The 23,415-nt window shown below is 59.1% G+C and carries 20 protein-coding genes; 13 read left to right on the forward strand and 7 right to left on the reverse strand.

Features of this window, described 5'->3' with window-relative positions:
• The first annotated feature begins 61 nt into the window (after positions 1 to 61).
• Together AC3Y64_RS01045 and AC3Y64_RS01050 are read left to right on the forward strand one after the other, a co-directional pair.
• A complete protein-coding gene (locus AC3Y64_RS01045; RefSeq protein ID WP_095125245.1) occupies positions 62 to 310 on the forward strand; it encodes a helix-turn-helix domain-containing protein in 249 nt (82 codons plus the stop codon).
• Positions 303 to 1,526 carry a type II toxin-antitoxin system HipA family toxin gene (locus AC3Y64_RS01050; protein ID WP_489986127.1) on the forward strand — a complete coding sequence of 408 codons (1,224 nt, stop codon included), beginning with the start codon at positions 303 to 305 and terminating at the stop codon, positions 1,524 to 1,526. Before AC3Y64_RS01045 ends, AC3Y64_RS01050 begins: the two co-directional genes overlap by 8 nt.
• Positions 1,527 to 1,529: 3 nt before the next feature.
• On the opposite strand, the gene AC3Y64_RS01055 is transcribed toward AC3Y64_RS01050, so the two are convergent.
• Positions 1,530 to 2,534, reverse strand: a complete 1,005-nt coding sequence (locus AC3Y64_RS01055; RefSeq protein WP_489986128.1) for an AraC family transcriptional regulator — start codon at positions 2,532 to 2,534, stop codon at positions 1,530 to 1,532.
• 100 nt (positions 2,535 to 2,634) lie between these two features.
• On the opposite strand from AC3Y64_RS01055, the gene AC3Y64_RS01060 reads away from it, so the two are divergent.
• A complete protein-coding gene (locus AC3Y64_RS01060; protein ID WP_489986129.1) occupies positions 2,635 to 3,708 on the forward strand; it encodes a fatty acid desaturase in 1,074 nt (357 codons plus the stop codon).
• Between the two features lie 129 nt (positions 3,709 to 3,837).
• Here AC3Y64_RS01060 and AC3Y64_RS01065 read toward each other — a convergent pair whose 3' ends face one another.
• The 3 genes from AC3Y64_RS01065 to AC3Y64_RS01075 are packed head-to-tail and all read right to left on the reverse strand — an operon-like array spanning position 3,838 to position 7,873.
• The gene (locus tag AC3Y64_RS01065; protein ID WP_489986130.1) at positions 3,838 to 5,448 is read right to left on the reverse strand and encodes an arylsulfatase; all 1,611 of its coding nucleotides are present in this window, start codon (positions 5,446 to 5,448) and stop codon (positions 3,838 to 3,840) included.
• Positions 5,449 to 5,462: 14 nt separating this feature from the next.
• Positions 5,463 to 6,278, reverse strand: a complete 816-nt coding sequence (locus tag AC3Y64_RS01070; RefSeq protein ID WP_489986131.1) for an ABC transporter ATP-binding protein — start codon at positions 6,276 to 6,278, stop codon at positions 5,463 to 5,465.
• Positions 6,275 to 7,873 (reverse strand): ABC transporter permease, encoded by a 1,599-nt coding sequence (locus tag AC3Y64_RS01075; protein ID WP_489986132.1) that lies wholly within the window; start codon positions 7,871 to 7,873, stop codon positions 6,275 to 6,277. The genes AC3Y64_RS01070 and AC3Y64_RS01075 overlap by 4 nt, the downstream gene beginning before the upstream one ends.
• Positions 7,874 to 8,266: 393 nt before the next feature.
• Here AC3Y64_RS01075 and AC3Y64_RS01080 point away from each other — a divergent pair, with 393 nt between their 5' ends.
• Entirely contained in the window at positions 8,267 to 9,280 is a 1,014-nt protein-coding gene (locus AC3Y64_RS01080) for an ABC transporter substrate-binding protein (RefSeq protein WP_489986133.1), read from the forward strand.
• Between the two features lie 42 nt (positions 9,281 to 9,322).
• Here the strand turns inward: AC3Y64_RS01080 and AC3Y64_RS01085 are convergent, their stop codons facing one another.
• Positions 9,323 to 10,243: a LysR family transcriptional regulator gene (locus tag AC3Y64_RS01085; RefSeq protein ID WP_489986134.1), complete on the reverse strand. Its 921-nt coding sequence runs from the start codon at positions 10,241 to 10,243 to the stop codon at positions 9,323 to 9,325.
• A 181-nt stretch (positions 10,244 to 10,424) separates the two neighbouring features.
• Between AC3Y64_RS01085 and AC3Y64_RS01090 the strand changes: the two genes are divergently transcribed.
• Positions 10,425 to 11,345, forward strand: a complete 921-nt coding sequence (locus AC3Y64_RS01090; RefSeq protein ID WP_053116486.1) for a TauD/TfdA dioxygenase family protein — start codon at positions 10,425 to 10,427, stop codon at positions 11,343 to 11,345.
• A gap of 107 nt (positions 11,346 to 11,452) precedes the next feature.
• Here AC3Y64_RS01090 and AC3Y64_RS01095 read toward each other — a convergent pair whose 3' ends face one another.
• Together AC3Y64_RS01095 and AC3Y64_RS01100 are read right to left on the reverse strand one after the other, a co-directional pair.
• Positions 11,453 to 13,069, reverse strand: coding sequence for an alkaline phosphatase family protein (locus tag AC3Y64_RS01095; RefSeq protein WP_489986135.1), 1,617 nt, complete (start codon positions 13,067 to 13,069; stop codon positions 11,453 to 11,455).
• Positions 13,070 to 13,283: 214 nt separating this feature from the next.
• Positions 13,284 to 14,228, reverse strand: coding sequence for a LysR family transcriptional regulator (locus tag AC3Y64_RS01100; RefSeq protein ID WP_489986136.1), 945 nt, complete (start codon positions 14,226 to 14,228; stop codon positions 13,284 to 13,286).
• A gap of 165 nt (positions 14,229 to 14,393) precedes the next feature.
• Between AC3Y64_RS01100 and AC3Y64_RS01105 the strand changes: the two genes are divergently transcribed.
• From AC3Y64_RS01105 to AC3Y64_RS01140, 8 genes are all read left to right on the forward strand, one after another.
• Complete coding sequence (locus tag AC3Y64_RS01105) at positions 14,394 to 16,754, forward strand: TonB-dependent receptor (RefSeq protein WP_489986137.1); 2,361 nt, start codon at positions 14,394 to 14,396, stop codon at positions 16,752 to 16,754.
• A 23-nt stretch (positions 16,755 to 16,777) separates the two neighbouring features.
• The gene (locus AC3Y64_RS01110; RefSeq protein WP_489986138.1) at positions 16,778 to 18,121 is read left to right on the forward strand and encodes an aryl-sulfate sulfotransferase; all 1,344 of its coding nucleotides are present in this window, start codon (positions 16,778 to 16,780) and stop codon (positions 18,119 to 18,121) included.
• A gap of 282 nt (positions 18,122 to 18,403) precedes the next feature.
• Positions 18,404 to 19,207 (forward strand): energy transducer TonB, encoded by an 804-nt coding sequence (locus tag AC3Y64_RS01115; RefSeq protein ID WP_489986139.1) that lies wholly within the window; start codon positions 18,404 to 18,406, stop codon positions 19,205 to 19,207.
• A 44-nt stretch (positions 19,208 to 19,251) separates the two neighbouring features.
• Positions 19,252 to 19,977, forward strand: coding sequence for a MotA/TolQ/ExbB proton channel family protein (locus tag AC3Y64_RS01120; RefSeq protein ID WP_489986140.1), 726 nt, complete (start codon positions 19,252 to 19,254; stop codon positions 19,975 to 19,977).
• Position 19,978: 1 nt separating this feature from the next.
• Positions 19,979 to 20,380 (forward strand): ExbD/TolR family protein, encoded by a 402-nt coding sequence (locus AC3Y64_RS01125; protein ID WP_003220570.1) that lies wholly within the window; start codon positions 19,979 to 19,981, stop codon positions 20,378 to 20,380.
• Positions 20,381 to 20,653: 273 nt separating this feature from the next.
• Positions 20,654 to 21,235: an alpha/beta hydrolase gene (locus tag AC3Y64_RS01130; RefSeq protein WP_489986141.1), complete on the forward strand. Its 582-nt coding sequence runs from the start codon at positions 20,654 to 20,656 to the stop codon at positions 21,233 to 21,235.
• Between the two features lie 52 nt (positions 21,236 to 21,287).
• A complete protein-coding gene (locus AC3Y64_RS01135) occupies positions 21,288 to 22,220 on the forward strand; it encodes a sigma 54-interacting transcriptional regulator (protein ID WP_489986142.1) in 933 nt (310 codons plus the stop codon).
• A 167-nt stretch (positions 22,221 to 22,387) separates the two neighbouring features.
• Entirely contained in the window at positions 22,388 to 23,185 is a 798-nt protein-coding gene (locus tag AC3Y64_RS01140) for a MetQ/NlpA family ABC transporter substrate-binding protein (RefSeq protein WP_489986143.1), read from the forward strand.
• Positions 23,186 to 23,415 lie beyond the last annotated feature (230 nt).

Raw genomic sequence — 23,415 nt, forward strand, 5'->3', positions numbered from 1 at the left:
CAAATACGATGCAAACTATACATATATCGAATTTTGCACCGTATTTGATGCAGGAAATCACATGGAACAGCTTGGCGAATTGATCAAAGCCCTGCGCAAGGCGAACAAAATGACCCAGCAGGCACTGGCTCAGCAATACGGAATGAGCCGCGCGACGATTTCGGGGATCGAAAACAACACCATTGCCGAAATCGGCCTGCGCAAAGTCGAAGCGATCCTTAACGGGTTTGGCTATGAGCTGACAGCGGTTCCACGTCAGTCTCGCCGCCCGACACTCGATACGCTACAAAAGGTCAACTTCCATGAGTGAGTCGTCGGATCGATTAAACGTCTGTGTCGGCGGGCAAGCGGTGGGAACGTTGGCGCGCGGGAAAGATCGAGTCCACAGCGTCTTCAGTTACCGCGAAGAAACCAGCGCTGAAAATGCCGTGTCACTGACAATGCCGTCCCGCCTAGAAAGTTATGGTTGGGAGCATGGCATTCATCCGGTTTTCGAGATGAATCTGCCCGAAGGCGCCCTTCGTGATGAGCTGGTTCGGCGTTTCAGCAAAGCGGTTCGCGGCTTCGATGACTTTGCATTGCTGGCCATTGTCGGCCCCTATCAGCTCGGTCGGTTATCCATTGCCAGCGCATCGATGACGGATCGCCCGCCGGAAACATCGCTGGCCGATCTGCTGGTGCACGATGGTGCGCAAGGCTTGTTCGAGGATCTGTTGCAAACCTATGGCCAGTATTCCGGAGTGTCTGGGGTGCAGCCTAAAGTGCTGGTACGTGACAGTGCGGCTGCGATTGATCGTCTGACGCATCGGGGATCGACCCATTTGGTCAAAGCTTTTCGGGCTGATGAATATCCGCAGTTGGCGACCAACGAATACTTTTGCATGCGTGCCGCACAACACAGCGGGCTTGAGGTGCCGCAGTTTGAACTGAGCGAACATGGCAAGTTTCTGGTTATCGAGCGCTTTGACCTGAGCGCTGCGGGTTACCTCGGTTTCGAGGACTTCTGCGTGCTCAACGGCTGGCCGTCGAAAGCCAAATACGACGGCTCTTACGAAGGCGCGGCCCGGCAGATCAAAGCATTTGTTTCGCCTGCATTGCTCAATCAGGCGCTGGAAGCATTTTTCAAGATTGTGGCTTTGTCCGCCGGCCTGAAAAACGGCGACGCTCATCTCAAAAACTTCGGAGTGCTGTACGAAGATTGTGGCGAGGAATCGAAAATCAGACTCGCACCCGCTTACGACATCATCACCACATCGGTCTACATAAAGAACGACAGTATGGCGTTGCTCTTGGGTGGCTCGAAGGCGTGGCCCAAGCACAAAATGCTGATGCGATTTGGTCGTACGGCCTGCAATTTGACTGAGGCGCGTTGCAACGAATTACTGCAGCAAGTCGCTAACGGTATGCAGGTAGCAATGGGCGAAATGGCGGAGTATGGCGCAAGTCATCCGGCGTTCGCCGAGATGGGTGCTGCGATGATCGAACAATGGTCATCCGGTATGGAACGCAGTCTGGCTAAAGGCTGACGATCAGCGCAACCCATCCCGAAACTGCCCCGGCGTCAACCCCGTCCAGCGCTTGAACGCGCGGCTGAAGCTGCTGGTATCGGCGAACCCGAGCAAATAACTCACCTCACTCAACGAACACTGTGGATCGCGCAGGTGCAACAGCGCGAGGTTCTCGCGGCTCTCGTTGAGCAACGTATCAAAGCGACAACCTTCATCCGCCAGATGCCTTTGCAAGCTACGCAGACTCAGGTGCAACGCCTGGGCAATCCGCTCGGCACTTGGTTCACCTTCCGGCAGTTGTTCTTCAATGGCATCACGAACCTTGCGCTCCCAGGTCAGCGGTTGGAGCTGGGCCATCGTGCGTTTGAGCACGGCCTCGTTGTGTTCCGCGAGTTCCGGGTTGGCGTCGTCGAGGTGGCTGTCAAAGTCGGCGAGGGCGAACTCCAGGCGATCCTCGGCACAGCCGAAATGCACTGGGGCGCGGAAGACTTTGTGCCATTGCTGCGCATCGGTCGGCTCCGGGCGGCGCAGATAAACCGCCAGCGGCGCGTAGTCACGACCCAAGCGATTGCGGCAGGTGCGCACGTAGATCGCGGTGAACGCGTCGATGGCTTCGAAGGCTGGCGCTGGATTGCCTGACGGAATTTTCAGACGAAATTGATAGCGGTCGTCGCCGCGACTCAGCTCCAGCTCCAGCGCATCGCTGACCACCGGGTGATAACGCACGATGCGTTCGAACACTTCGCGCAGGCTGCCACTGGCAACCAGTGCATAACCGAGGGCATGGAACGTAGTCGGGCTGACGAAGCGCGACACGCGTAGACCAAGCGCCGGGTCGCCGCTGACCTGCACGGCGATTTCCCACAGGCGCGTGGTGCCGGACAGCGGATAACGCGCGTTGGGATCGTCCATCAAATTGGGGTCGAGCCCGGCCTGTTGGCACAGGGCAATGCTGTCCAGCCCCAGCGCATCGAGTTGCTTGCGCAAGGCACGGGTCCAGCTGGCGAGAGAGGTCGGTTCCTTCATGCTGATTGGCGCTTCCGGTCAACAGGTTGGCGTTCTCGGCTACCGCAATTCAAGCCCCGGCGAGGCAGGATGCGAACATCATAAACCCGAGGATGGAAGCATGGACGGTACTTCTGCAAGTCCCCAGCGACACAATGCGGCCCAGCGATCAGCACATATTCGCCAAGTGGTGCTGGCCAAAGGCGTTGAATTGCGTGAGCGCTACCCGATTCTCCAGCATCAGGATGCGCTTGGGGCGGGGATTCTGGCCTTTGCCCTGATCGGGATGATCGGCTCGGCGACGCTTTACATCACCGGCCATATGGCGTGGTGGGCGTGCCTGTTGCTCAATGCGTTTTTCGCTTCGCTGACCCATGAGCTGGAGCATGACCTGATCCACAGCATGTATTTCCGCAAGCAACGCGTACCGCACAACCTGATGATGGGCCTGGTGTGGCTGGCACGGCCGAGCACAATCAACCCGTGGATTCGTCGGCATCTGCACCTCAATCACCACAAGGTTTCCGGCACTGAAACCGACATGGAAGAACGCGCGATCACCAACGGCGAGCCGTGGGGTTTTGCGCGCTTGCTGATGGTTGGCGACAACGTGATGTCGGCGTTCATCCGCATGCTGCGAGCCAAGACCTGGGCGCACAAGTTCAGCATCATCAAGCGCACGTTGAAGGTCTACGCGCCGCTGGCGCTGGTGCATTGGGGCGCTTGGTATGTGTTTCTCGGGTTTCATGCGGCCAATGGCATTGCCTATCTGCTGGGCGCGCCGATCGAATGGTCGGCGACGACGTTGTCGGTGATGCAGGTGATCGACATCGCCGCGGTGGTGATCATCGGTCCGAACGTGTTGCGCACGTTTTGCCTGCATTTCATCAGTTCGAACATGCATTACTACGGGGACGTTGAACTGGGTAATGTGCTGCAGCAGTGTCAGGTGTTGAACCCTTGGTGGCTGTGGCCGTTGCAGGCGTTCTGCTTCAACTTTGGCAGCAGTCATGGGATTCACCATTTTGTGGTGAAGGAACCGTTTTACATCCGTCAGATGACCGTGCCGGTGGCGCATAAGGTGATGCGCGAGATGGGGGTTCGGTTTAATGATTTTGGGACGTTTGGGCGGGCGAACCGGTTTGTTCGGCAGGCTGAAGGGGTGAGTGAAGAGGTGCGTACAGCTCAGGCTTGAAGGTTGAATTTGAGGGCCTCATCGCTGGCAAGCCAGCTCCCACAGGTTTTATGTCATTCATTGGTTTTGTGAACGGCATCGCACCCTGTGGGAGCTGGCTTGCCAGCGATAGCGTTATACCAGGCACCCTCAATCCGGCTGAAACGGCGACTCACTCAAAATCACCCCGGTCTCGTCGACATACTGCTGCCAATGCCCGATCAGCGCGCTGAGCTTGTCCGGCTGACTCCCCGCCAGATCATGAATCTCCCCCGGATCACTGCTCAAATCATAAAGCTGCCAGGTTGCTGGCCCTACCGGCCCCGGGATCCACACCGCTTTCCACGAGCCCTGCCGAATCGCCCTTCGCCCGAACAATTCCCAACCCGTCACCGTGTGCTCGTCATGCACTTGCGCAGTCTCGCCAGACAAGAACCCCAACCACGATTTGCCGCGCAACGGCGCCACCGGTTTGCCGTGCCAGAGCTTGCCCGGATGACGCACACCGGCCAGATCGAGAATCGTCGGCGTGATGTCCATCACCGTGCCGAAACCATGGCTGATCTGCCCTTTGATCGCCAGTTGCGGATAGTGCAGCAGCGCCGGCACGCGAATCCCGCCCTCAGTGGTAAACGCCTTGAACAACCGTGACGGGGCGGTCGCGACCTGCGCCCAGTTCGGCCCGTACCAGACGTAAGAGTTGGCGCGGCCAATATTGTCGAGGCTGTTGTCGTAGTGCTGGCTGAGATACGTCACCAGTTCCGGGCCGAATTTCGGGAAGGCTTCGAGCAGCGCGCCTTCGGCACCGTTGTCGGACATGAACAGGATGAACGTATTGTCGAGTTGGCCCTGCTGGCGCAGGTAATCGACGACGCGGCCAATGTTCCAGTCCATGCGCTCGACCATCGCTGCGTAGACCTCCATCGCCCGCGCGGAAATCTGCTTTTGCTCCTCGCTCAATGCGTCCCACTGCTGAGTCAACTGGATCAGCGGATGTGGCTCGACGTCCGGTTCGATCAGGCCGAGGGCTTTGAGTTTTTCCAGACGCTCGAGTCGCAGCACTTCGGGGCCTGCGTCGTAACGACCACGGTATTTCTCGACGATGTCAGCGGGCGCCTGCAGCGGCCAGTGCGGTGCGGAGAACGGCAGATATGCGAAGAATGGCCGGGTCTGATCGCGCTCCTTGAGGTATTGCAGCAACTTGTCGCCGAAGGCATCGGAGGAATAGAAATCCTTCGGCAATTCGTCGAGGAAGGTCTCGTCTTCGATGTACAGCGCCGGGGTGGATTTCAGCAGGCCAGGGGTTTGCTCGTCGTAGGTCGGCTCGAAACCGTAGTGGTTGGCCGCGCCCGGCAGCAGCGAGAACGAGCGCTCGAAACCCCGCGCGTGAGGCGCCAGTTCAGCCTTCAGGCCGAGGTGCCATTTGCCGCTCATCAAGGTTTGATAACCGGCCTCGCGCAGCAGTTCGGGCAGGGCGACGACGCGGTCGTTGAGATAGCCTTCGTAACCCGGTTTGCCGATCAGCTCCGGGGTCAGTGTCTCGGCCATGGTGCCGATGCCCGCGATGTGGTGATCGGTGCCGGTCAGCAGCATCGAACGCGTTGGCGAGCAGGTCGGTGCGGTGTGAAAATCGGTCAGGCGCAGGCCGTTGTTGGCCAATGCATCAAGGTGCGGCGTGGCGATTTCGCCGCCGAACGCACCGATGTCGGAGAAGCCGAGATCGTCGGCCAGAATCACCAGAAAATTGGGACGTTGCGGCATTGCGAAACTCCTGTTCAGCAGGCAATGAACGTCAGCGGCAGATCGCGGATCTGCACCGGCACGCTCGGTTGGTAATGGTCATCACTGGTCAGTTCGTGGAGCAGTTCTTCACGCAACTGATGGAAATCGAAACTGCTGCGCTGGCGCGGATGCGGCAGCGCAATATCGACCACTTGCTTGATCCGTCCCGGACGCGGCTCCATCACCACCACGCGGTCAGCGAGGAAGATCGCTTCTTCGACGTCGTGGGTGACGAGGATCGTGGTGATTTTTGCGCGGTCGCGGATCGCCAGCAGTTCGTCCTGCATCTGCTGGCGGGTCAGCGCATCGAGGGCGCCGAAGGGTTCGTCGAGCAGCAGAATGCGCGGGCTGGCGACCAGGCCGCGAGCAATCGCCACCCGCTGGGCCATGCCGCCGGAAAGTTGATGCGGATAGGCGCGAGTGAAGTCGCGCAGGCCGACCAGATCGATGAAGTCGTCAATGCGTTTTTGCTTTTGCGCAGCGCTCAGCGGCTCGTTGACCAGGCCCAGGCCGATATTGTCAGCGACGGTCAGCCACGGAAATAAACGGTGTTCCTGAAAGACAATGCCGCGCTCGCCGCCGATACCGCTGACGGCTTTGCCGTCCACGCTGATCTGCCCGCGAAACTGCGTATCGAGACCGATCAACAAGCGCAGCAACGTCGATTTGCCACAGCCGCTGGAACCGACGATGGCGACGAATTCGCCCTCGGCGATGTCCAGGTTGAATTCGCGAATCGCCTCCAGTTCGAAACCGTCGACGTCGAAGGATTTGCCTACATGGGTGAAGCTGACAATGGGTGCGTTCATGCGTGTCTCCAGCGGGTCGCGCGAATTTCCAGGCGTTGGCCAATAAGGTTGAGCAGGGCGCCGGTGAGGCCGACGAAGAGCATGCAAGCCATGATCAGATCCATGCGCAGCAGTTGTTGCGCGCCGATCATCTGGCTGCCGATGCCGCCGTTGGACGGCATGAAATATTCAGCGCCGATGGTGCCGAGCCAGGCGTAGATCAGGCTCAGGCGCAGACCGGCGAAAATCCCCGGCGCAGCGCCCGGCAGCACTAGCCGACGCAGGCGCTGACCGAGGCTCAGGCGCATGACTTGTGCGGCTTCGTTGAGTTGCGGCGAAAGGTTGGCGACGCTGCGTTGGGTGGCGATGAACAGTGGAAAGAACGCGGCGAGGGCGACGAACACCCACTTCGCCAGTTCGCCCAGGCCGAACCACGCGGTGAGCAACGGCACCCAGGCGAAGATGGCGATCTGGCGGAGGGCGGCGAGGGTCGGGCCGAGCAGTCGTTCACTGGTACGCGACAGGCCCAGCAGCAGGCCGAGGGCGAAACCTAGTCCGCCACCCAGCAACAAGCCGCCGAGGGTGCGGCCCAGGCTCAGAGCCATGCCGCTGATCAACGTGCCGTCGAGCACACCGTCCCAAGCAGTGATCAACACGGCCAGCGGGCTGACCAGAATGTTGTTATCGACCCACTGCTGATCGTTCGCCAATTGCCACAACGCCAACAGGCTCAGCGGCAGCAGCCACGGTTGCAGGCGTTGCCAGCCTTCATAACGTGGGCCGCGACGAATTTCGGCGGTGGCGGGATGCGGCCAGTGCACCAGTTTGCGGTCGAGCAGACCAATGCCGCGATCCATTGCCACGCCGATCAAACCAATCACCACGATGCACACGAAGACGATGTCGAGCATGAACAGCTGCCGCGCCCAGACCATCAGGTAACCGATGCCTTCGCTGGAGGCGAGCAGTTCGACTGCCAGCAGCGATGTCCACCCAGCCGCCAGTGCCAAGCGTACGCCGGCCATGAACGCGGGGAGGGCGGCGGGTAATACCAGTCGACGAATCAGCAGGTATGGCGGCAGGCGCAAAACGGCGGCAGCCTCGCGCAGTTTTGGCTGGGCGTCGCGCACGCCGACCAATGTGTGCAGGGTCACCGGGACGACGATGGCTTTGATCAGCACCACTAGTTTCAACACTTCGCCGATGCCGAAAAACACCATGAACAGCGGAATCCACGCCAGCGTTGGCACCTGCGCCAGACCGGCGAAAGTCGGGAAGATCAGGCGTTCCAGACGGCGACTGAATCCCAGCGCTGCACCGAGTACGGCGCCCGCCGAAATCCCCGCAAGCAAGCCCCAGAACAACCGTTGCAAGCTGATCCACAAGTGGCTCCATAACTCGCCTTGCGCCAGCTCGACGGCGCTGTTCCACACCAGCGATGGCGCCGGCAGGATTTGCTCGCTCATCCATTCGTTACGCGCTGCCAGCCACCACAAAACGAACAGGCCGATGGGCAGCAGCCATGGCAACAAACGTTGGTTGATGGTTGGTGAAATGCTTCGGCTTTTCAGTGGCGGCGCTGGCAGCGGCAAACTGAGCAGGGATTGACGGGCCATGGGTGACCTCCGTTGTCGGGTTGGATCGAGATCGAGTCAAGATCAAAAGATCGCAGCCTTCGGCAGCTCCTACATGGAGATTGCATTGCCCCTGTAGGAGCTGCCGAAGGCTGCGATCTTTAGCGGTATTAGCTACAAACAAAAAGTTATAAATAATTTATAAAAATGTATTTTTAGAGATAAGCAGCGCCATTTAAGGCTTCCCGTGCACGCGCATCCAATGCATTCGAAGAATATTTTCGATGCTGTTAATGCATACACCGCCGTAAGCCCCGTGACTGCTTGCTTAGCGCTAAAAGCTATAAAAATGTGCGTTTATAGTATTTAAGTGAATGTATGCATTCGGCCTACTTTCGGCTCCTCAACGCCCGTCGTGATCAAGGAGCTGTACCCATGAACCTTCCATTCAAACGTGTCATCAGTCTGTTTGCCGCCCCGGCGCTGGCGGGTTTCCTCGCGCTCACCGCTCACGCTGACGAACTCAAGGAAATCAGAATCGCCGTGCCCGACCTGAGCGCCGGCACGCAGCACAGTGGCGGTGGTGTGGTTGATGTGTTGCGCGATCAGCAGATCTTTGAAAAGGCCTTCGCCGATCAAGGCATCAAGATCCAGTGGAGTTTTTTCAAAGGGGCGGGGCCGGTGATTAACGAAGCGTTCGCCAATGGCCAGGTTGATCTGGCTTATCTGGGCGATCTGGCGGCGATCATCGGCAAGTCCAATGGCCTCGATACGCGGTTGCTCAGTGCCAGTGCGCGCGGGGTGAAGCAGTATCTGGGCGTGGTGCCGGGGTCGGGGATCAAGACGTTGCAGGATCTGAAGGGCAAGCGTGTGGCGATTTTCCGTGGCACGGCAACGCAGCTCTCGTTTGATGCGGCGCTGGCCAGCCAAGGTTTGAGCGAGAAGGATCTGAAAGTCATCAACCTCGACTTCACCGGCGCGACCGCCGCGCTGGCGGCGAAGCAAATCGATGCATCGTGGGGCAGTTCCGGGCTGGCGGCGTTGCAGATCAAAGGACTGGCCGAGTTGCCGCTCAACACCAAGGATCTCGGCGGTGCCGGCAGCGTCCAATCGGTTCTGGTCGGCACCGGCAAGTTTGTCGACGCCCATCCGGAAGCGGTGGCGAAATTGCTCAAGGCGCAGCAACAGGCGGTCGAGTGGCTGACCCAGGACAGCAACAAGGATGCCTATGTGCAACTGGTGTCGGGTCTGGCGAGTTATCCACCGGTGATCCTGACCCAGGATCTGAAAGATCAGAAACTCAGTGAAGTGTTCCCGTCGACGCTGGATCCCGCGTTCTTGGGCAACTTGCAGGACAAGGTGGATCTGGCGGCGCAGCAGAAACTGATTCGCAAGCCGTTCAAGGTGAATGATTGGGTCGCGCCTGAGTTGGCTGCTGCCAAGCTCTAACGTACGCCGATCGTTCCCACGCAGAGCGTGGGAACGATCTCTTCAAATCGCGACGCTGTCTTCCTGCCGATCCACCGCCACCAACGTCTCAATCATCGCCCGCGCCGCTGGCGACAACCTGAACCCGGTGCGACTGACAATCCCGCAGCGCGCATTCATGCTCTCCAGGTTCTGCGGCAGATTGCGCCAATGCAACAGCACCAGCGAACCCTTGGCAATGTCCTCGACAAACGCCTCTTCCGTGCCCACGCCGATCGCATTCGATTGCAGCACCACTTTCACCAGCGCCGGAAAGTGCTCGGTCTCGATGGTCGGGGAAAAATCGATGCGGCCACTGAGGTTTGCCAGCAGTTTGCGAATGCCCGGCGGGATCCGTGTGGTGGCCAGCGGGTAGTCGAACATGTCGTTGGTCGACAGGCTTTCCTTGGCCAATAACGGATGCCCAGGCCGGCAGAAAAACACCCCGCGTTTGGGTGTCAGCGCCTGGGTCTGGAAGTTCGGATCGGACTCGAAATGACGAATGTCGGCAATGAAGAATTCGATCTCCTCACGGCTCAGGGCGCGACTGAGTTTTTCCCAGTTATCCACCTGAAAACAGGTGCGCACTTTCGGGTGCGCATTGATGAATTGCGCCACCGCATCCGGCACCAGTTTCACCGCCGGCGCCGGGCCGCAACCGAAGTGCACCTCGCCGGCATCGAGCTTGGTCATCTGCGTCACTTCAGCACTCAGCATTGCCGCGCCCTGCACCAGGCTCAAGGCGTGTTGCAGCACCACCTGGCCCTCGGGAGTAGGGCGCAGATCCTTGTTGCCGCGATCCACCAGCACGCAGCCGAACTCTTGCTCCAGCCCCTGAATGCTGCGACTGAACGCCGGTTGAGTGATGCCCATCGCGTCCGCCGCACGGACAAAACTGCGGTGTTCGTTGAGGGCGATGAAGTAACGCAACTGGCGAAGATCCATATGCTTTTCCGGCATCCTAAAAATAGCTCGAAGGCATTTGCGACGAGGGTTGCTAGAGGTTTTAAATGCAAGCTCTTATTCCGTCAACGAAGCATGTGAATATCTATTAGATGTAAATGGAATATAGATAGAGCGATGTTTCGCTGCCGTCCAACCGTAAGCAGTCGATGAGGGTCTACCCATGAGCAATGCCGCACTCGCAGTAAAACCCGCTGTCCACGCACTGGAAATTCATCCGGTGGCCGGTCGTATCGGCGCCGAGATCCGTGGCGTGCACCTGTCCGGTGAGCTGGACGCCGCCACCGTCGAAGCCATTCAACAGGCACTGGTGCAATACAAAGTCGTGTTCTTCCGCGAACAGACCCAACTCGACGATCAACGCCAGGAAGCTTTCGCCCATTTGCTCGGCGAGCCAGTGGCGCACCCGACCGTGCCGTCGCGGGAAGGCACGCGTTATCTGCTTGAGCTGGACGGTGCCGAAGGTCAGCGCGCCAACTCTTGGCACACCGACGTGACCTTCGTCGACGCCTACCCGAAAGCCTCGATCCTGCGCTCGGTGGTCGCCCCGGCCTTCGGTGGCGACACGCTGTGGGCCAACACCGCGACGGCCTACAACGGCTTGCCAACCGAGCTGCGCGAACTGGCCGACAAACTGGTCGCCGTGCACAGCAACGAATACGACTACGCCAGCGCCAAGCCGGACGTCTCGGCAGAGAAGCTCGAGCGCTATCGCAAGGTCTTCACTTCAACCGTCTACGAGACCGAGCACCCGGTGGTGCGTGTGCACCCGATCAGCGGTGAGAAAAGCTTGCTGCTGGGGCATTTTGTCAAACGCATCAAAGGTTATTCGCAGGCGGATTCGGCGCATCTGTTCGGGCTGTTGCAGAGCCATGTGATCCGTCAGGAAAACACCGTGCGCTGGCGCTGGAAGGCGGGTGACGTGGCGATCTGGGACAACCGTTCGACGCAGCATTATGCGATTGATGATTACGGCACTCAGGATCGCGTGGTGCGTCGGGTGACACTCAAAGGTGAAGTGCCGGTGGGTGCGAACGGGCAGCGCAGTCAAACCATCAAAGGCGCGGATATCGTCGGCGTCTGATCGGGCCCCATCGCTAGCAGGGCTAGCTCCCACATGGATCTGCGTCGAACACAATGGATGTGACCGACGCAGAACCTGTGGGAGCTAGCCCTGCTAGCGATGTTTTTTCACCACACGCCGATCTGCACGACTTTCTCGGTTTCCGGCTCACCGTAGCGAAACCTCTGCCCACGCAAATCAATCTCCTGATGACTGATGGTCGTGCGCCGCTTCAGACCCCGCACCCACTCAAACAAATAACCCGCATGCTCCTCGCGTACCGCCGCGAATTCCGGGTCATCACCCAGATCACGCAGCTCCTGCGGATCATTCAGCAGATCAAACAACTGTGGGCGAAAACCGTCGTACGCCAGGTATTTCCAGCGCTCGCTGCGCACCATGGTCATCCGGCAACGATCGATCGGCTGGCCCAAACGCTCACGCGCTGGGGCCTGAAAGGCGTAGTCGTATTCGCTGATCGCATAGCGGCGCCAGTCCGGGTTTTCACCGTGTAGAAGCGGGATCAACGAACGCCCTTCCAACCGATGCGCCACCCCCGGCAATCCCAAGGCTTGAAGAAAGGTCGGCAACGCATCGATGGTTTCCGCGAGGCGATCATCCACCGTCCCGCGAGTGCCATCTGCTGCCGGCCGAGGGTCGCGCACGATCAGTGGCACGCCTACCGCCTGCTCCAGCAAAAACTCTTTCTCGCCCAGCCAGTGATCGCCGAGGAAGTCGCCGTGATCGCTGGTGAACACGATGAGCGTGTCATCCCAACGGCCATTGCTCTGCAGAAAATCGAACAGCCGTCCGAGTTGATCATCCACCTGCTTGATCAGACCCATGTAGGTGGGGATTACAGTCAATCGTACTGAATCGCGGGAGAAGTTGAGGCTTTCCTCATGCTGGCGAAAGGCAGTGTATACGGGGTGTTTGCTGGCTTCGGAGGGCGTCGAGCGGACCGCTTTGAGAATCGATTTCGTACTGTACAAGGCGTGGTACGGCGCTGGTACGATGTAGGGCCAGTGCGGTTTGATGTAGGAAAGGTGTAAACACCACGATTTCTCGCCTTGCTCGGTGATGAAATCGATGGCTCGATTTGTAGTGTAGACAGTCTCTGAGTGCTGCTCGGGAATTCGTGCTGGCAAATTCGCATGACGCATTTGCCAGCCGCTGAGGATTTCACCGTTCTCACCTTCGGCGGCATTGGCCCAGTCGTGCCAAGGGTTTTTGCCGTCGAAACCCTGTTCGCGCAGGTAATGGGTGTAAGGCGCGGATTCGCGTTTGTCGTCGAACAGCGGATCGTCTGGATAAATGCCGTCGTGGCGCATGTAGGGCTCGAAGCCGACTTCGTTGAGGATTTCGGCTTGTTCGCTATCGGGATTGATCGCCAGGCGTTGCAAGGCATCGACATTCGCCGTGGCGTGGGTCTTGCCGACCAGTGCGGTGCGAATGCCGTGGGGGCGCAGGTAGTCGCCAATCGTCAGTTCTTCCAGCGGCAACGGCACGGCGTTCCACGCCACTTGATGGCTACTGACGTAGCGCCCGGTGTAGGCCGACATCCGCGACGGGCCGCAGATCGTGCCTTGGGTGTACGCGCGGCTGAACCGTACGCCGGCGGCGGCGAGGCGATCGATGTTCGGCGTGTGCAAATGTGGGTGGCCGTAGCAGGACAGGTAATCGCGGCGCAGTTGATCGCACATGATGTACAGCACGTTGCGCACGGGGTTTGGCGAGTTGGACATGGGTTCACCGGTCAGTGGGACAGGCGAGGGTTTTCGCTTTCGGTGGGGGTGTTCGGCAAGTGCATTTGGGGAATGGGTTTTATGCAGGCAGTGCATCGGCGCCCTGGCTGGCTCTATCGCTGGCACGCCAGCTCCCACAGGTATCTGGGGTGTTCACATGATTTATGTTCGGCGCGAATCCTGTGGGAGCTGGCTTGCCAGCGATAGCGGTCGGTCAGACAGCAAGGTTCTGCAGTGAACACACCTCCTCATCCACCGCATCAATCGCTTTGATCTGCTCAATCATCGCCTCGGCCAACGGCGACAACCGATACCCCGCCCGGCTGACAACTCCATAGCGGGTATACAGCTCCTCCAAATCATCCGCCAACCCTTCAATACGCAAACACACCAGCTCCCCCTTGGCCTGGTGCAACGCATCCGAATACGCCCCGACAATCCCGATTGCATCCGAGCGCAGCACGACACTGAGCAGACTCGAGCTGTTTTCACATTCCACATTCGGGGTGAAATCCGGTCGCCCGCTGAGATCGACAATCACCTTGCGCAGGTTCGGCGGCCGAATGCTCACCGCCAGCGGATAGCTCATCAACTGCTCAGCCGTAACCCGATCAAAAGCAGCCAACGGATGTCCGGCGCGGCAACAGAAATGCCACTTACGCGGGCGCAAGCGGTGGGTCAGGTAATCCGGATCGGCCTCGAACTGCCGGGTGTCGGCGACGAAGAATTCGAACTCCTCGCTCAGTAGTCGCTTGCTCAAACGCTGCCAGTCATCGACCTGAAACTGCACCCGCGCTTTCGGGTAGCGACCGATGAAGCTGCCGATCGCCCGCGGGATCAAACCCGCTGCTGGTGCCGGCCCGCAACCGAAGCGCAATTCCCCCGCCTCCAGCCCATTGAACTGGCTGATCTCGTTGGCCATTTGCTGCGCGCCACTGACCAGCCGCCGCGCATGTTCGAGCAGCACCTGGCCTTGTTTGGTCGGCGGCAATTCCTTGCGACCGCGATCAACCAACTGACAGCCGACGCTGTGCTCCAGCGCCTGAATGCTGCGGCTGAAGGCCGACTGCGACAGGTTCACCGCCTGCGCGCCGGCAACGAAGCTGCGTTGTTCAGCCAGGGCGATGAAGTGACGAAGTTGCCGTAAGTCGATATGCATTTTTCACATAAAAAATATCCGGGAAATGCATTGGATATGCATTAGGTCGACTCCTTATAAAGGCAATCTCTTATGCAGTAAATATTTGTAAATCCATAAATAAATAACTTAAAAGAATATGCAGCGCTGAAGATGTCTGTGTGTTTTTTGACCAGGAGCCGCGCCATGAGTCCGTTGAACCTTGCGTCACCCTTAACGCCACGACGGCTCAAACGCCTGCCTTTGGCCCTGTTGCTGGCAGGGAGCGCCAGCTGGACTCACAGCTACGCCGCCGAAACAGAAACCCCGGCCCCGGTGCCCGCAGGCAAACCGGCGGCCAACAGTTCGCAGCTGGAAACCGTGACGGTGACCACCCGCCGTCGAGAAGAAAGTTCGCAGGATGTGCCGACCCCGATGAGCGTGGTCAGCGGGCAGAATCTGGAGACGCAACGGGTCTACCGCATTCAGGATTTGCAGCAACTGGTGCCGAGCGTCAACGTCGCCTACATGCATGCGCGGCAGTCCAGCGTGTCGATCCGTGGCCTGGGCAACAACCCGGCGAGTGATGGTCTGGAAGGCAGCGTCGGGCTGTACATCGACAACGTCTATCTCGGCCGTCCGGGGATGGCGGTGTTCGATTTGATGGACATCGAACAACTCGAGGTTTTGCGTGGACCGCAGGGCACGCTGTTCGGCAAAAACACCACGGCGGGGGTGATCAACATCAGCACCCGCGCGCCGACATTCACACCTGAGCGCAGCATCGAAACCTCGGTGGGCGAGGACGGCTATTTCCAGACCAAGGGCACGATTTCCGGGCCGCTCAACGACGAACTGGCCGGACGTTTTTCCGCCTATCGCACCCGTAGCGACGGCGACATCAAGAACGAATACAACGGCCATGATCTGAACGGCGGCTCACGCGATGGCTTCCGTGCGCAGTTGCTGTTCAAACCCAACGAAGACTTCAACCTGCGCTGGATCGGTGACTACAACGAAGAGGATTCCAGCGCCGGCACCCGCGTGCTGTACAACACCGGGCCGACCATCAATGGCGTCAATCTCTACTCCGCGCGGGCGGCTGCCGCTGGTGCGACGCTGGTCAACGGTTCGCACCGCAAGGTCAATCTGGACAACGACCAACACGTCACCGTGCATCAGGGTGGCACCTCGGTCGAGGCGAACTGGACACTGCCAAGCGATTTCACCCTGACTTCGATCAGTTCGTATCGCTTCTGGAATTTCACCCCGAAAAATGACGATGGTCTCAACGTCGCGGCGACTTACAACGCTGGTGTTTCGGTGGAAGACAAACAGTACTCACAGGAATTTCGCCTGGCTTCGCCCAAAGGTGAATTCTTCGATTACGTGGTCGGCGCCTACTACTTCGGCTCGGATCTGGATAACAAATCCTTCGCCTATTACGGCCCGCAAGCCGACATCTGGAACGGCACGCCGGCCGGTGCTTTGGCCAACGTTGACAGCGTCGGCAACGGCCACATCAAGACTGACAGTTTCGCGCTGTTCGCCCAAGGCACCTGGCACCTCACCGAGCGTCTGGATTTCACTGCCGGCGTGCGTGGCACCTATGAAGAAAAATCCGCGTGGGTAACGCGTGATGCGCCGGCCGGTGGCGCGGCAGTCACCGGTGCTGCCGCCACCGCGCGGCGCGGTCGTACCGGCGCTTACGATTCCGGCGATCTCAATCAGTACAGTTCGAGCCCTTCCGGTTTGCTCAACCTCAGCTATCGCATCACCGACGATGTGCTCGGTTACGCGACGGTGTCCCACGGCGAGAAATCCGGCGGCGTTAACCTCGCTGTCGGCTCTGCACCGACGGCGGGCGCCGATTCACTTTTGATTGGCACTGAGCGCGCCAACAACGCCGAACTCGGCTTCAAGAGCACCCTGTGGGATCACCGTCTGCAACTCAATGCCAACGTGTTCTGGACCCAGGTCAACGCCTATCAGACCAACGCCTACGACGACGTCAACCGCGTGCAATACCTGACCAACGCCGGTTCCGTGCGCTCACGCGGCGTGGAGTTTGAAAGCACAATCATCCCGCTGCGCGGCCTGACCCTGAACTTCAACGGCTCCTTCAACGACGTCAGCTACCTCTCCTACAAAGACGCACCGTGCCCGCCGGAAATCAGCCAGGCGCCGGGTGCTCCAGCGTCTTGCGACCTCAGCGGCCATCAGGTTGTCGGCGCCTCGAAATGGATCGGCAACGCCAACGGCGAATACAAATGGAATCTGGATAACGGCTTCGAACCTTACGTCACCGGCAGCTATGCCTTCCGCTCCAAAGCCGTCGGCACGGTCGAGGATTCCGATTACGGGCAGATCCCGAGCTACGCCGTGGTCAACCTGTCCACCGGCCTGCGCGGCGACTTCAACCAGGGTCAGTGGGACGTCTCGCTATGGCTGAAAAACGCCTTCGACAAAACCTACTACACGACCCTGTGGACGGGCGGCAACGGCGGCTATGAAGGCCTGCTCGGCACACCGCGCACATTGGGCGTCACCGGTCGCTACGACTTCTGATTGGTTATTCAAGGAGCTGCATCATGTTGCCCATCAAGATCGCTTTCCCGCTGTTGCTGTCTAGCGTGGTTTTCAGCGCCGGTGCCTTCGCCGCGCCCAGCGTTTACCCGACCGGCGTCACCCGTTACGACCCGGACAAAGCCTTCAACCAGTACGTAATTTTCAGCGGCGCTGACAAGCAGACGCACCTGATCGACATGAATGGCAACGAGGTCAAGAACTGGCCACAGGCCGGTTTCCCGTCCGCGATCATCGATCCGAAACTGGTGGGTGGCGAACGTGGCCACGTGCTGCTGCAACTGAGTGACAAGGACCCTGGCAAGCTCGGTTCTGCCGGTAATGGTCTGGGCAATCAGAGCGTCGGCGAATTGGACTGGAACGGCAAAGTCGTCTGGCAGTGGGGCGACAAGGCGCCCGGTGGCTCGGCGCAGCAGCATCACGATCAACGCCGGTTGAGCAACGGCAACACCGTGGTGCTGGCGAACAAAGTGCACCCGATCAAAGGCTTCAAAGTCCCCGAGGTGATCGACGATGCGATCTATGAAGTCAGCCCCGACGGTGCGGTGAAATGGCAGTGGCTGGCGTCGGAGCACCTCAACGAGTTCGGCTTCACCCCAGAGCAATTGAAACTGGTGCGCGGCAGCGAGGATGCGGACTACCTGCACATCAATAACCTCAGCGTAGTCGGGCCGAACAAGTGGTTCGATGCCGGTGACAAGCGTTTCAATCCGGACAACCTGTTGTTTGATTCACGCAACGCCAACTTCATCGCGATCATCGACAAAACCAGCGGCAAAGTGGTCTGGCGTCTGGGGCCGAACCTGCCCCTGACCAGCCCGAAAACCGCGCGGACGCTGCCTCGTCCGGTCGATCAATTTGTCGGTCAGCATGACGCCCACATCATTCCGGCCGGGCTACCTGGCGCGGGCAATGTGCTGGTGTTCGATAACCAGGGTTCGGCGGGTTATCCGAACGTCACCCTTGGGCTGATTTCCGGTTCGCGGGTGTTGGAAATTGATCCGGTAAAAAACGAAATCGTCTGGCAGTACAGCGCCGCCAATTCGAAGCAGCCGGGCTGGGCGTTCTACAGCTCGTTTATCAGCAGTGCGCGGCGGTTGCCCAACGGCAACACGCTGATCGATGAGGGCATGAACGGACGGTTTTTCCAGGTCACGGCCAGCGGCGAAAACGTCTGGGAATACGTCAGCCCATATCTGGGCAAAGCACCGGGCAGCGATGCCGTCAGCAACTGGGTGTATCGCGCGTTGCCTGTGAGTTATGACTGGGTGCCGCAGGGCACGCCGCGCTCCGAGACCGCTGTGATTGCCCCGGTGGTGGGCGTGCAGCAGACCAACGCCAGTCGTTAGCAGAGGCGCGCATCGGGTCTTTGCCGATGCGTTGCGCGAATACTTTCAATGCCTGAAAAGCATGCTGTTTTCGCCTGAAGGCTACAGCCCTTATGGGCCGTGGCTTTGGTGAAATTGATCAGTTCATATATTCCATAAGATTCTATGCACAACGTCAAAAATTACTTTCGGAGATAAGCGTCTCGCCCAATGATTCACCCATCGATCACGTTGGGGGATTCAAAAAACGGCGAATCGATTGCTTGGTACACAAAACGCAAAAAGACCGCAGGGAGTGAATCAATGGGCAATGTCCAGACCGCCGCCAGCGCAGAGCAATTGCTGTGGCGTCAGACGCCGAGTGGCGAACTGGTCGATCTCGGCCGGCCTCATCGGGTGCCGTTGGGGCAGCTGCGTTTGCAGCGAGCGCCAAAAGGTATTTTGAGCCGTCGCGAGGCGATCCTGCTTGGCGTCCTGGCGTTGTTGGCGCACGGCGCGGTGATCTACTGGATCAGCCAGAAACCGACGCCGGTGCTGCCGATCGTACCGCCGGAAATTCCGCCGATGACCATCGAATTCTCGCGTCCGGCGCCGCCCGCGCCACCGGTTGTCGTGCCGCCACCGCCTGCGCCAGTGGTCGAAACTCCGCCGCCGGTGGAAGACGAACTGGCGGTAAAACCGCCTCCACCGAAGCCGATTCCGAAACCCAAACCGGTGGTCAAACAGCCACCCAAACCAGCCCCCAAAGCTATCGAGCAACCACCGGCGCCGCCACAACCAACCGCCCCGGTCGCGGCTCCACCCGCACCACCGGCGCCAGCACCGGTCACCCCGGCTTCGGCCAATGCCGCCTACCTGAAAAACCCGGCGCCGGAATACCCGTCGCTGGCTCAGCGTCGCGGTTGGGAAGGCACGGTGTTGTTACGAGTGCACGTGTTGGCCACCGGCAAACCGGGCGAAATCCAGATCGCCAAAAGCAGTGGCCGGCAACAACTCGACGACGCGGCGCTCAACGCCGTGAAGCGTTGGAGTTTTGTCCCGGCCAAGCAGGGTGATGTCGCCCAGGACGGCTGGGTCAGCGTGCCCATCGATTTCAAGATTCATTAAACCGAAACCAAATTCGCGCGAAACGTTTACACGAGGAAATCATCATGACGTTACTGGCATCTCCACTGGAATCCATCGAAAGCGCGGTGATCTGGCTGCTGGTGGTTTTTTCCGTCGCCACCTGGGGCCTGGCGTTGCTCAAGGCTGTGCAGTTCGGGCGTCTGAAGGCGCAGGATCGGCGTTTTCATAAACGCTTTTGGGCGGCATCGAGTCTCGACGCCGCCGCTGAACTGAGCGAAACCCAGCCGGGCGCTGCGGCCCGTGTGGCGCAGGCCGGTTATGCCGCGATTCAAGTGGGCGAGGCGCCGCAGGCCAATGATTTGAGCCAGGCGATCAACCATCAGGATCGCCTGGAGCGCGCTTTGCGCCAGCAGATCGTTCGCGAACGGCGTTCTTTGGAAACCGGTCTGGCGGTAGTCGCCAGTATTGGCAGCACCTCGCCGTTCATTGGTTTGTTCGGCACGGTGTGGGGAATCATGGAGGCGTTGGAAGGCATCAGCGCGGCCGGTTCGGCAAGCCTGGAAACCGTCGCCGGACCCATCGGTGCAGCCCTGGTTGCGACCGGTGTTGGGATCGCCGTCGCGGTGCCAGCGGTGCTGGTTTACAACTACTTTTTGCGCCGGTTGAAACTGACGGCGGCGGATCTGGATGACTTCGCCCATGACTTCTATAGCCTGGCGCAGAAGAGCTCGTTCCGCGTGTTGATCCACCCGACCGCGCACAAGGTTGCAGCGCCGGGCAGCGCGGCAAAAGTGAAGGAGGCGTCCTGATATGGCCTTCTCCACGCAAGACAGTGACGAGGTGCTCAGCGAGATCAACGTGACGCCGCTGGTGGATGTGATGCTGGTGCTGCTGGTGGTGTTTATCGTCACCGCACCGCTGCTGACCAACGCGATCCCGATCAACCTGCCGAAGACTGAGGCGGTGGCGCCGGTCGAGCAGAAGGATCCGCTGGTGGTGAGCATCGATGGCGCCGGCAAACTGTTTATCAACAAGGATGAGATTCAGCCGGACTTGCTGGAATTCAACCTGAAGTCGGCCAAGGCCAAAGACCCGGAAGTGCGCGTGCAATTGCAGGCGGATGACGGGGTGAACTACGGCGAAGTGGCGCGAGCCATGGCTTCGATCGAGCGGGCGGGGATTACCAAGTTGTCGGTGATTACTGCGCGGTAACAGATTTTCATGTTTTTCCGGGGCCGTCTCCTTGGCAGGGTGCGGCCCTTTTTTTATTTCTCGAACATCAACCCTGTAGGAGCTGCCGAAGGCTGCGATCTTTTGATTTTGATTTTTAAAAAACAAGATCAAAAGATCGCAGCCTTCAGCAGCTCCTGCTTAGGTTTTGTATATGCAATTCAGATCTTAATAAATAGCTTCTTATTCCTTAACGAATATAAATCCCCTCCCTATACTCGTTCCAGAACAGACACGACGCAGGAGAGCTCCCCCATGCGCAACGAATCAATCCGCTACCTGATTGTGCCGGGCTGGCAAGGATCGCCAGATGATCATTGGCAAACCCACTGGCAGAACAGCCTGCCGAACAGCGCACGGGTCGAGCAGGCCGATTGGCTGACGCCGCGTCGCGAAGACTGGGTCGCGGCCCTGGCCGAAGCGATCAGCGCCGACAGTACGCCGGTGATCCTGATCGCCCACAGTCTCGGCTGCATCACCGTTGCCCACTGGGCCGCCACTGCGCCGCTGCAATATTTGCGTCAGGTGCGCGGCGCCTTGCTGGTCGCGCCGGCGGATGTCGAGCGCCCGGCCTGCGCGCCGGCGCTGCGCAATTTTGCGCCGATCCCGACTGACCTGTTGCCCTTCCCGAGCCAAGTGGTCAGCTCCGACAACGACGCCGCCGTCAGTGCGCCACGCGCGTTGGAACTGGCGCGCAACTGGGGCGCCGAGGCGGGGATTCTCGCCGGTGCCGGGCACATCAATGTGAAGTCCGGGCATCAGCGTTGGGAACAGGGTTTTGCTTATCTCTATCGCCTGCAGAACCGCATGGAACACCACGCACGCCGTCGTGCCTGATTTTTTTCTTTGATCGCCCCCGTCTCCCGGCGGTTTGGGGCGGGAGTCTGCCATGAGTTTTGAAACGTTCGGTCAGCCATTGCTGACCTTTCCCGATGCGGAAAAAAGCCCCCTGAGCATTCGCGCCAAAGCGCTGGTGTTCGTCGATCCGCGCTCGCGACAGTTGCGCGAAGAACTCGAGCAATTGGCGCCGCGCTCGACCTCGGTGTTGATCCGTGGCGAGACCGGCACGGGCAAGGAATTGCTTGCTCGGCATATCCATCGCGCCAGTGATCGCAGCGGCCTGTTCGTCTCGGTCAATTGTGGTGCGATCAGCCCGACTTATGCCGATGCCGAACTGTTCGGCTATGCCGCCGGCAGCTACAGCGGCTCGGCCAGCAGTCGCGCCGGTTGGTTCGGTTCGGCCAATGGCGGCACCTTGTACCTGGATGAAATCGGCGATTTGCCGTTGCCGATCCAGATCAAATTGCTCGCTGCTTTGGAAAATCACGAGGTCACTCGCGTCGGTGCGCATCAGCCGAGCCCCGTGGATGTGCGCCTGGTGGCGGCGACCAGCATCGATCTGGCGCAAGCGGTAGACGCTGGAAAATTCCACGAGCGGCTCTATCACTATCTCAGCGAAGGGCATCTCGAGTTGCCGGCGTTGCGTGCGCGGATTGGCGATATCTTGTCGCTGGCCGAATATTTTCTCGGCATCTACAGCCAGCGTTTGGATCTGCCTGTGCCGCTGATCAGCGAAGCGGCGCAGCACCTGCTCGAACAGCACAGCTGGCCGGGCAACACCCGCGAGCTGGAAAACGTCATTCACTTTGCCCTGTTGGTGAGTACCGGTGATGAGATTCTGCCGGAGCACCTGAATCTTCCCGAAGTGTCTGGGCCGCACCTGCAGATCGAACGGCTGGTGGCGCAAATCAACATCGGCGGCAGCGTGGTCGAGCGTAAGGCACTGAAAGAATTGCTGATTCATTTGAGTGAGGCGTTGTAACCATTTTGTTCAACATGAACAAAATGGAATATGAAGCTGAATAAACGTTATTGTCCGGGAATAAAAAATCCCGGTATTGTCCGACCCACGCCAGCGATATCACTTCACTGGCACACGTATTAAATGCCGTCGTCGATGACGACCGTGATTTTCGATAAGGACACTGCATGAAAAAGGTTCTGTTGTTTACCGCATTGGCGGCTGCTCTGACTGCTTCCCTGGCCAATGCCGGCGAGAAACTGGTGGTTGCTGCGACCCCGGTCCCGCACGCTGAAATCCTTGAGCTGATCAAACCGACCCTGGCCAAAGAAGGCGTGGATCTGGAAATCAAAGTGTTCACCGACTACGTTCAGCCGAACGTACAGGTGGGCGAAAAGCGTCTGGACGCCAACTACTTCCAGACCCTGCCGTACCTGAACAGCTTCAACCAGGGTAAATACAAGGACGACAAAGCCAAGTACCTGGTGACCGTGCAAGGCGTGCACGTTGAACCGTTCGGTGGTTACTCGAGCAAGTACAAAACCCTGGCTGAACTGCCGGACGGCGCGACCATTGCTATCCCGAACGAAGGCAGCAACAGCGGCCGCGCTTTGATCCTGTTGCAGAAGGCTGGCCTGATCGAGCTGAAAGACCCGAAAAACGCTCTGGCAACGCCGAAAGACATCGCCAAGAACCCGCACAACTTCAAGTTCAAGGAACTGGAATCGGCCCTGCTGCCGCGCGTTCTGAAGGAAGTTGATCTGGACATGATCAACACCAACTACGCGCTGGAAGCCAAGTTGAACCCGACCAAGGACGCCCTGGTGATCGAAGGCGCTGACTCGCCGTACGTGAACTTCCTGGTGGCCCGTGAGGACAACAAGAACAGCGACGCGATCCAGAAACTGGCCAAAGCCCTGACCAGCCCGGAAGTCAAAGCGTTCATCGAGAAGAAGTACAACGGCGCGGTATTGCCGGCGTTCTGATCTGACGCTTGCGTGAACCCCTTCAAGGTGTGAAAACGCCGATGGCCAGTGATGGGCATCGGCGTTTTTGTGTGTACTGGGTTTGTGGACTCGTAAATCAGAAGCCAGAAGCAAAAGATCGCAGCCTTCGGCAGCTCCTACAGAGGAATGCGATCACCTGTAGGAGCTGCCGAAGGCTGCGATCTTTTGATCTTTGATTCAGGCCACCTGAGCCTTCAACGCCCGGCGCA

The sequence above is a fragment of the Pseudomonas sp. 4CAES_32.4 genome (assembly GCF_058136335.1).

Coding starts and splice junctions, on each gene's coding strand:
- AC3Y64_RS01045 (WP_095125245.1), top strand. CDS start 62: ATGGAACAGCTTGGCGAATTGATCAAAGCCCTGCGCAAGGCGAACAAA.
- AC3Y64_RS01050 (WP_489986127.1), top strand. CDS start 303: ATGAGTGAGTCGTCGGATCGATTAAACGTCTGTGTCGGCGGGCAAGCG.
- AC3Y64_RS01055 (WP_489986128.1), bottom strand. CDS start 2,534: ATGAAGGAACCGACCTCTCTCGCCAGCTGGACCCGTGCCTTGCGCAAG.
- AC3Y64_RS01060 (WP_489986129.1), top strand. CDS start 2,635: ATGGACGGTACTTCTGCAAGTCCCCAGCGACACAATGCGGCCCAGCGA.
- AC3Y64_RS01065 (WP_489986130.1), bottom strand. CDS start 5,448: ATGCCGCAACGTCCCAATTTTCTGGTGATTCTGGCCGACGATCTCGGC.
- AC3Y64_RS01070 (WP_489986131.1), bottom strand. CDS start 6,278: ATGAACGCACCCATTGTCAGCTTCACCCATGTAGGCAAATCCTTCGAC.
- AC3Y64_RS01075 (WP_489986132.1), bottom strand. CDS start 7,873: ATGGCCCGTCAATCCCTGCTCAGTTTGCCGCTGCCAGCGCCGCCACTG.
- AC3Y64_RS01080 (WP_489986133.1), top strand. CDS start 8,267: ATGAACCTTCCATTCAAACGTGTCATCAGTCTGTTTGCCGCCCCGGCG.
- AC3Y64_RS01085 (WP_489986134.1), bottom strand. CDS start 10,243: ATGGATCTTCGCCAGTTGCGTTACTTCATCGCCCTCAACGAACACCGC.
- AC3Y64_RS01090 (WP_053116486.1), top strand. CDS start 10,425: ATGAGCAATGCCGCACTCGCAGTAAAACCCGCTGTCCACGCACTGGAA.
- AC3Y64_RS01095 (WP_489986135.1), bottom strand. CDS start 13,069: ATGTCCAACTCGCCAAACCCCGTGCGCAACGTGCTGTACATCATGTGC.
- AC3Y64_RS01100 (WP_489986136.1), bottom strand. CDS start 14,228: ATGCATATCGACTTACGGCAACTTCGTCACTTCATCGCCCTGGCTGAA.
- AC3Y64_RS01105 (WP_489986137.1), top strand. CDS start 14,394: ATGAGTCCGTTGAACCTTGCGTCACCCTTAACGCCACGACGGCTCAAA.
- AC3Y64_RS01110 (WP_489986138.1), top strand. CDS start 16,778: ATGTTGCCCATCAAGATCGCTTTCCCGCTGTTGCTGTCTAGCGTGGTT.
- AC3Y64_RS01115 (WP_489986139.1), top strand. CDS start 18,404: ATGGGCAATGTCCAGACCGCCGCCAGCGCAGAGCAATTGCTGTGGCGT.
- AC3Y64_RS01120 (WP_489986140.1), top strand. CDS start 19,252: ATGACGTTACTGGCATCTCCACTGGAATCCATCGAAAGCGCGGTGATC.
- AC3Y64_RS01125 (WP_003220570.1), top strand. CDS start 19,979: ATGGCCTTCTCCACGCAAGACAGTGACGAGGTGCTCAGCGAGATCAAC.
- AC3Y64_RS01130 (WP_489986141.1), top strand. CDS start 20,654: ATGCGCAACGAATCAATCCGCTACCTGATTGTGCCGGGCTGGCAAGGA.
- AC3Y64_RS01135 (WP_489986142.1), top strand. CDS start 21,288: ATGAGTTTTGAAACGTTCGGTCAGCCATTGCTGACCTTTCCCGATGCG.
- AC3Y64_RS01140 (WP_489986143.1), top strand. CDS start 22,388: ATGAAAAAGGTTCTGTTGTTTACCGCATTGGCGGCTGCTCTGACTGCT.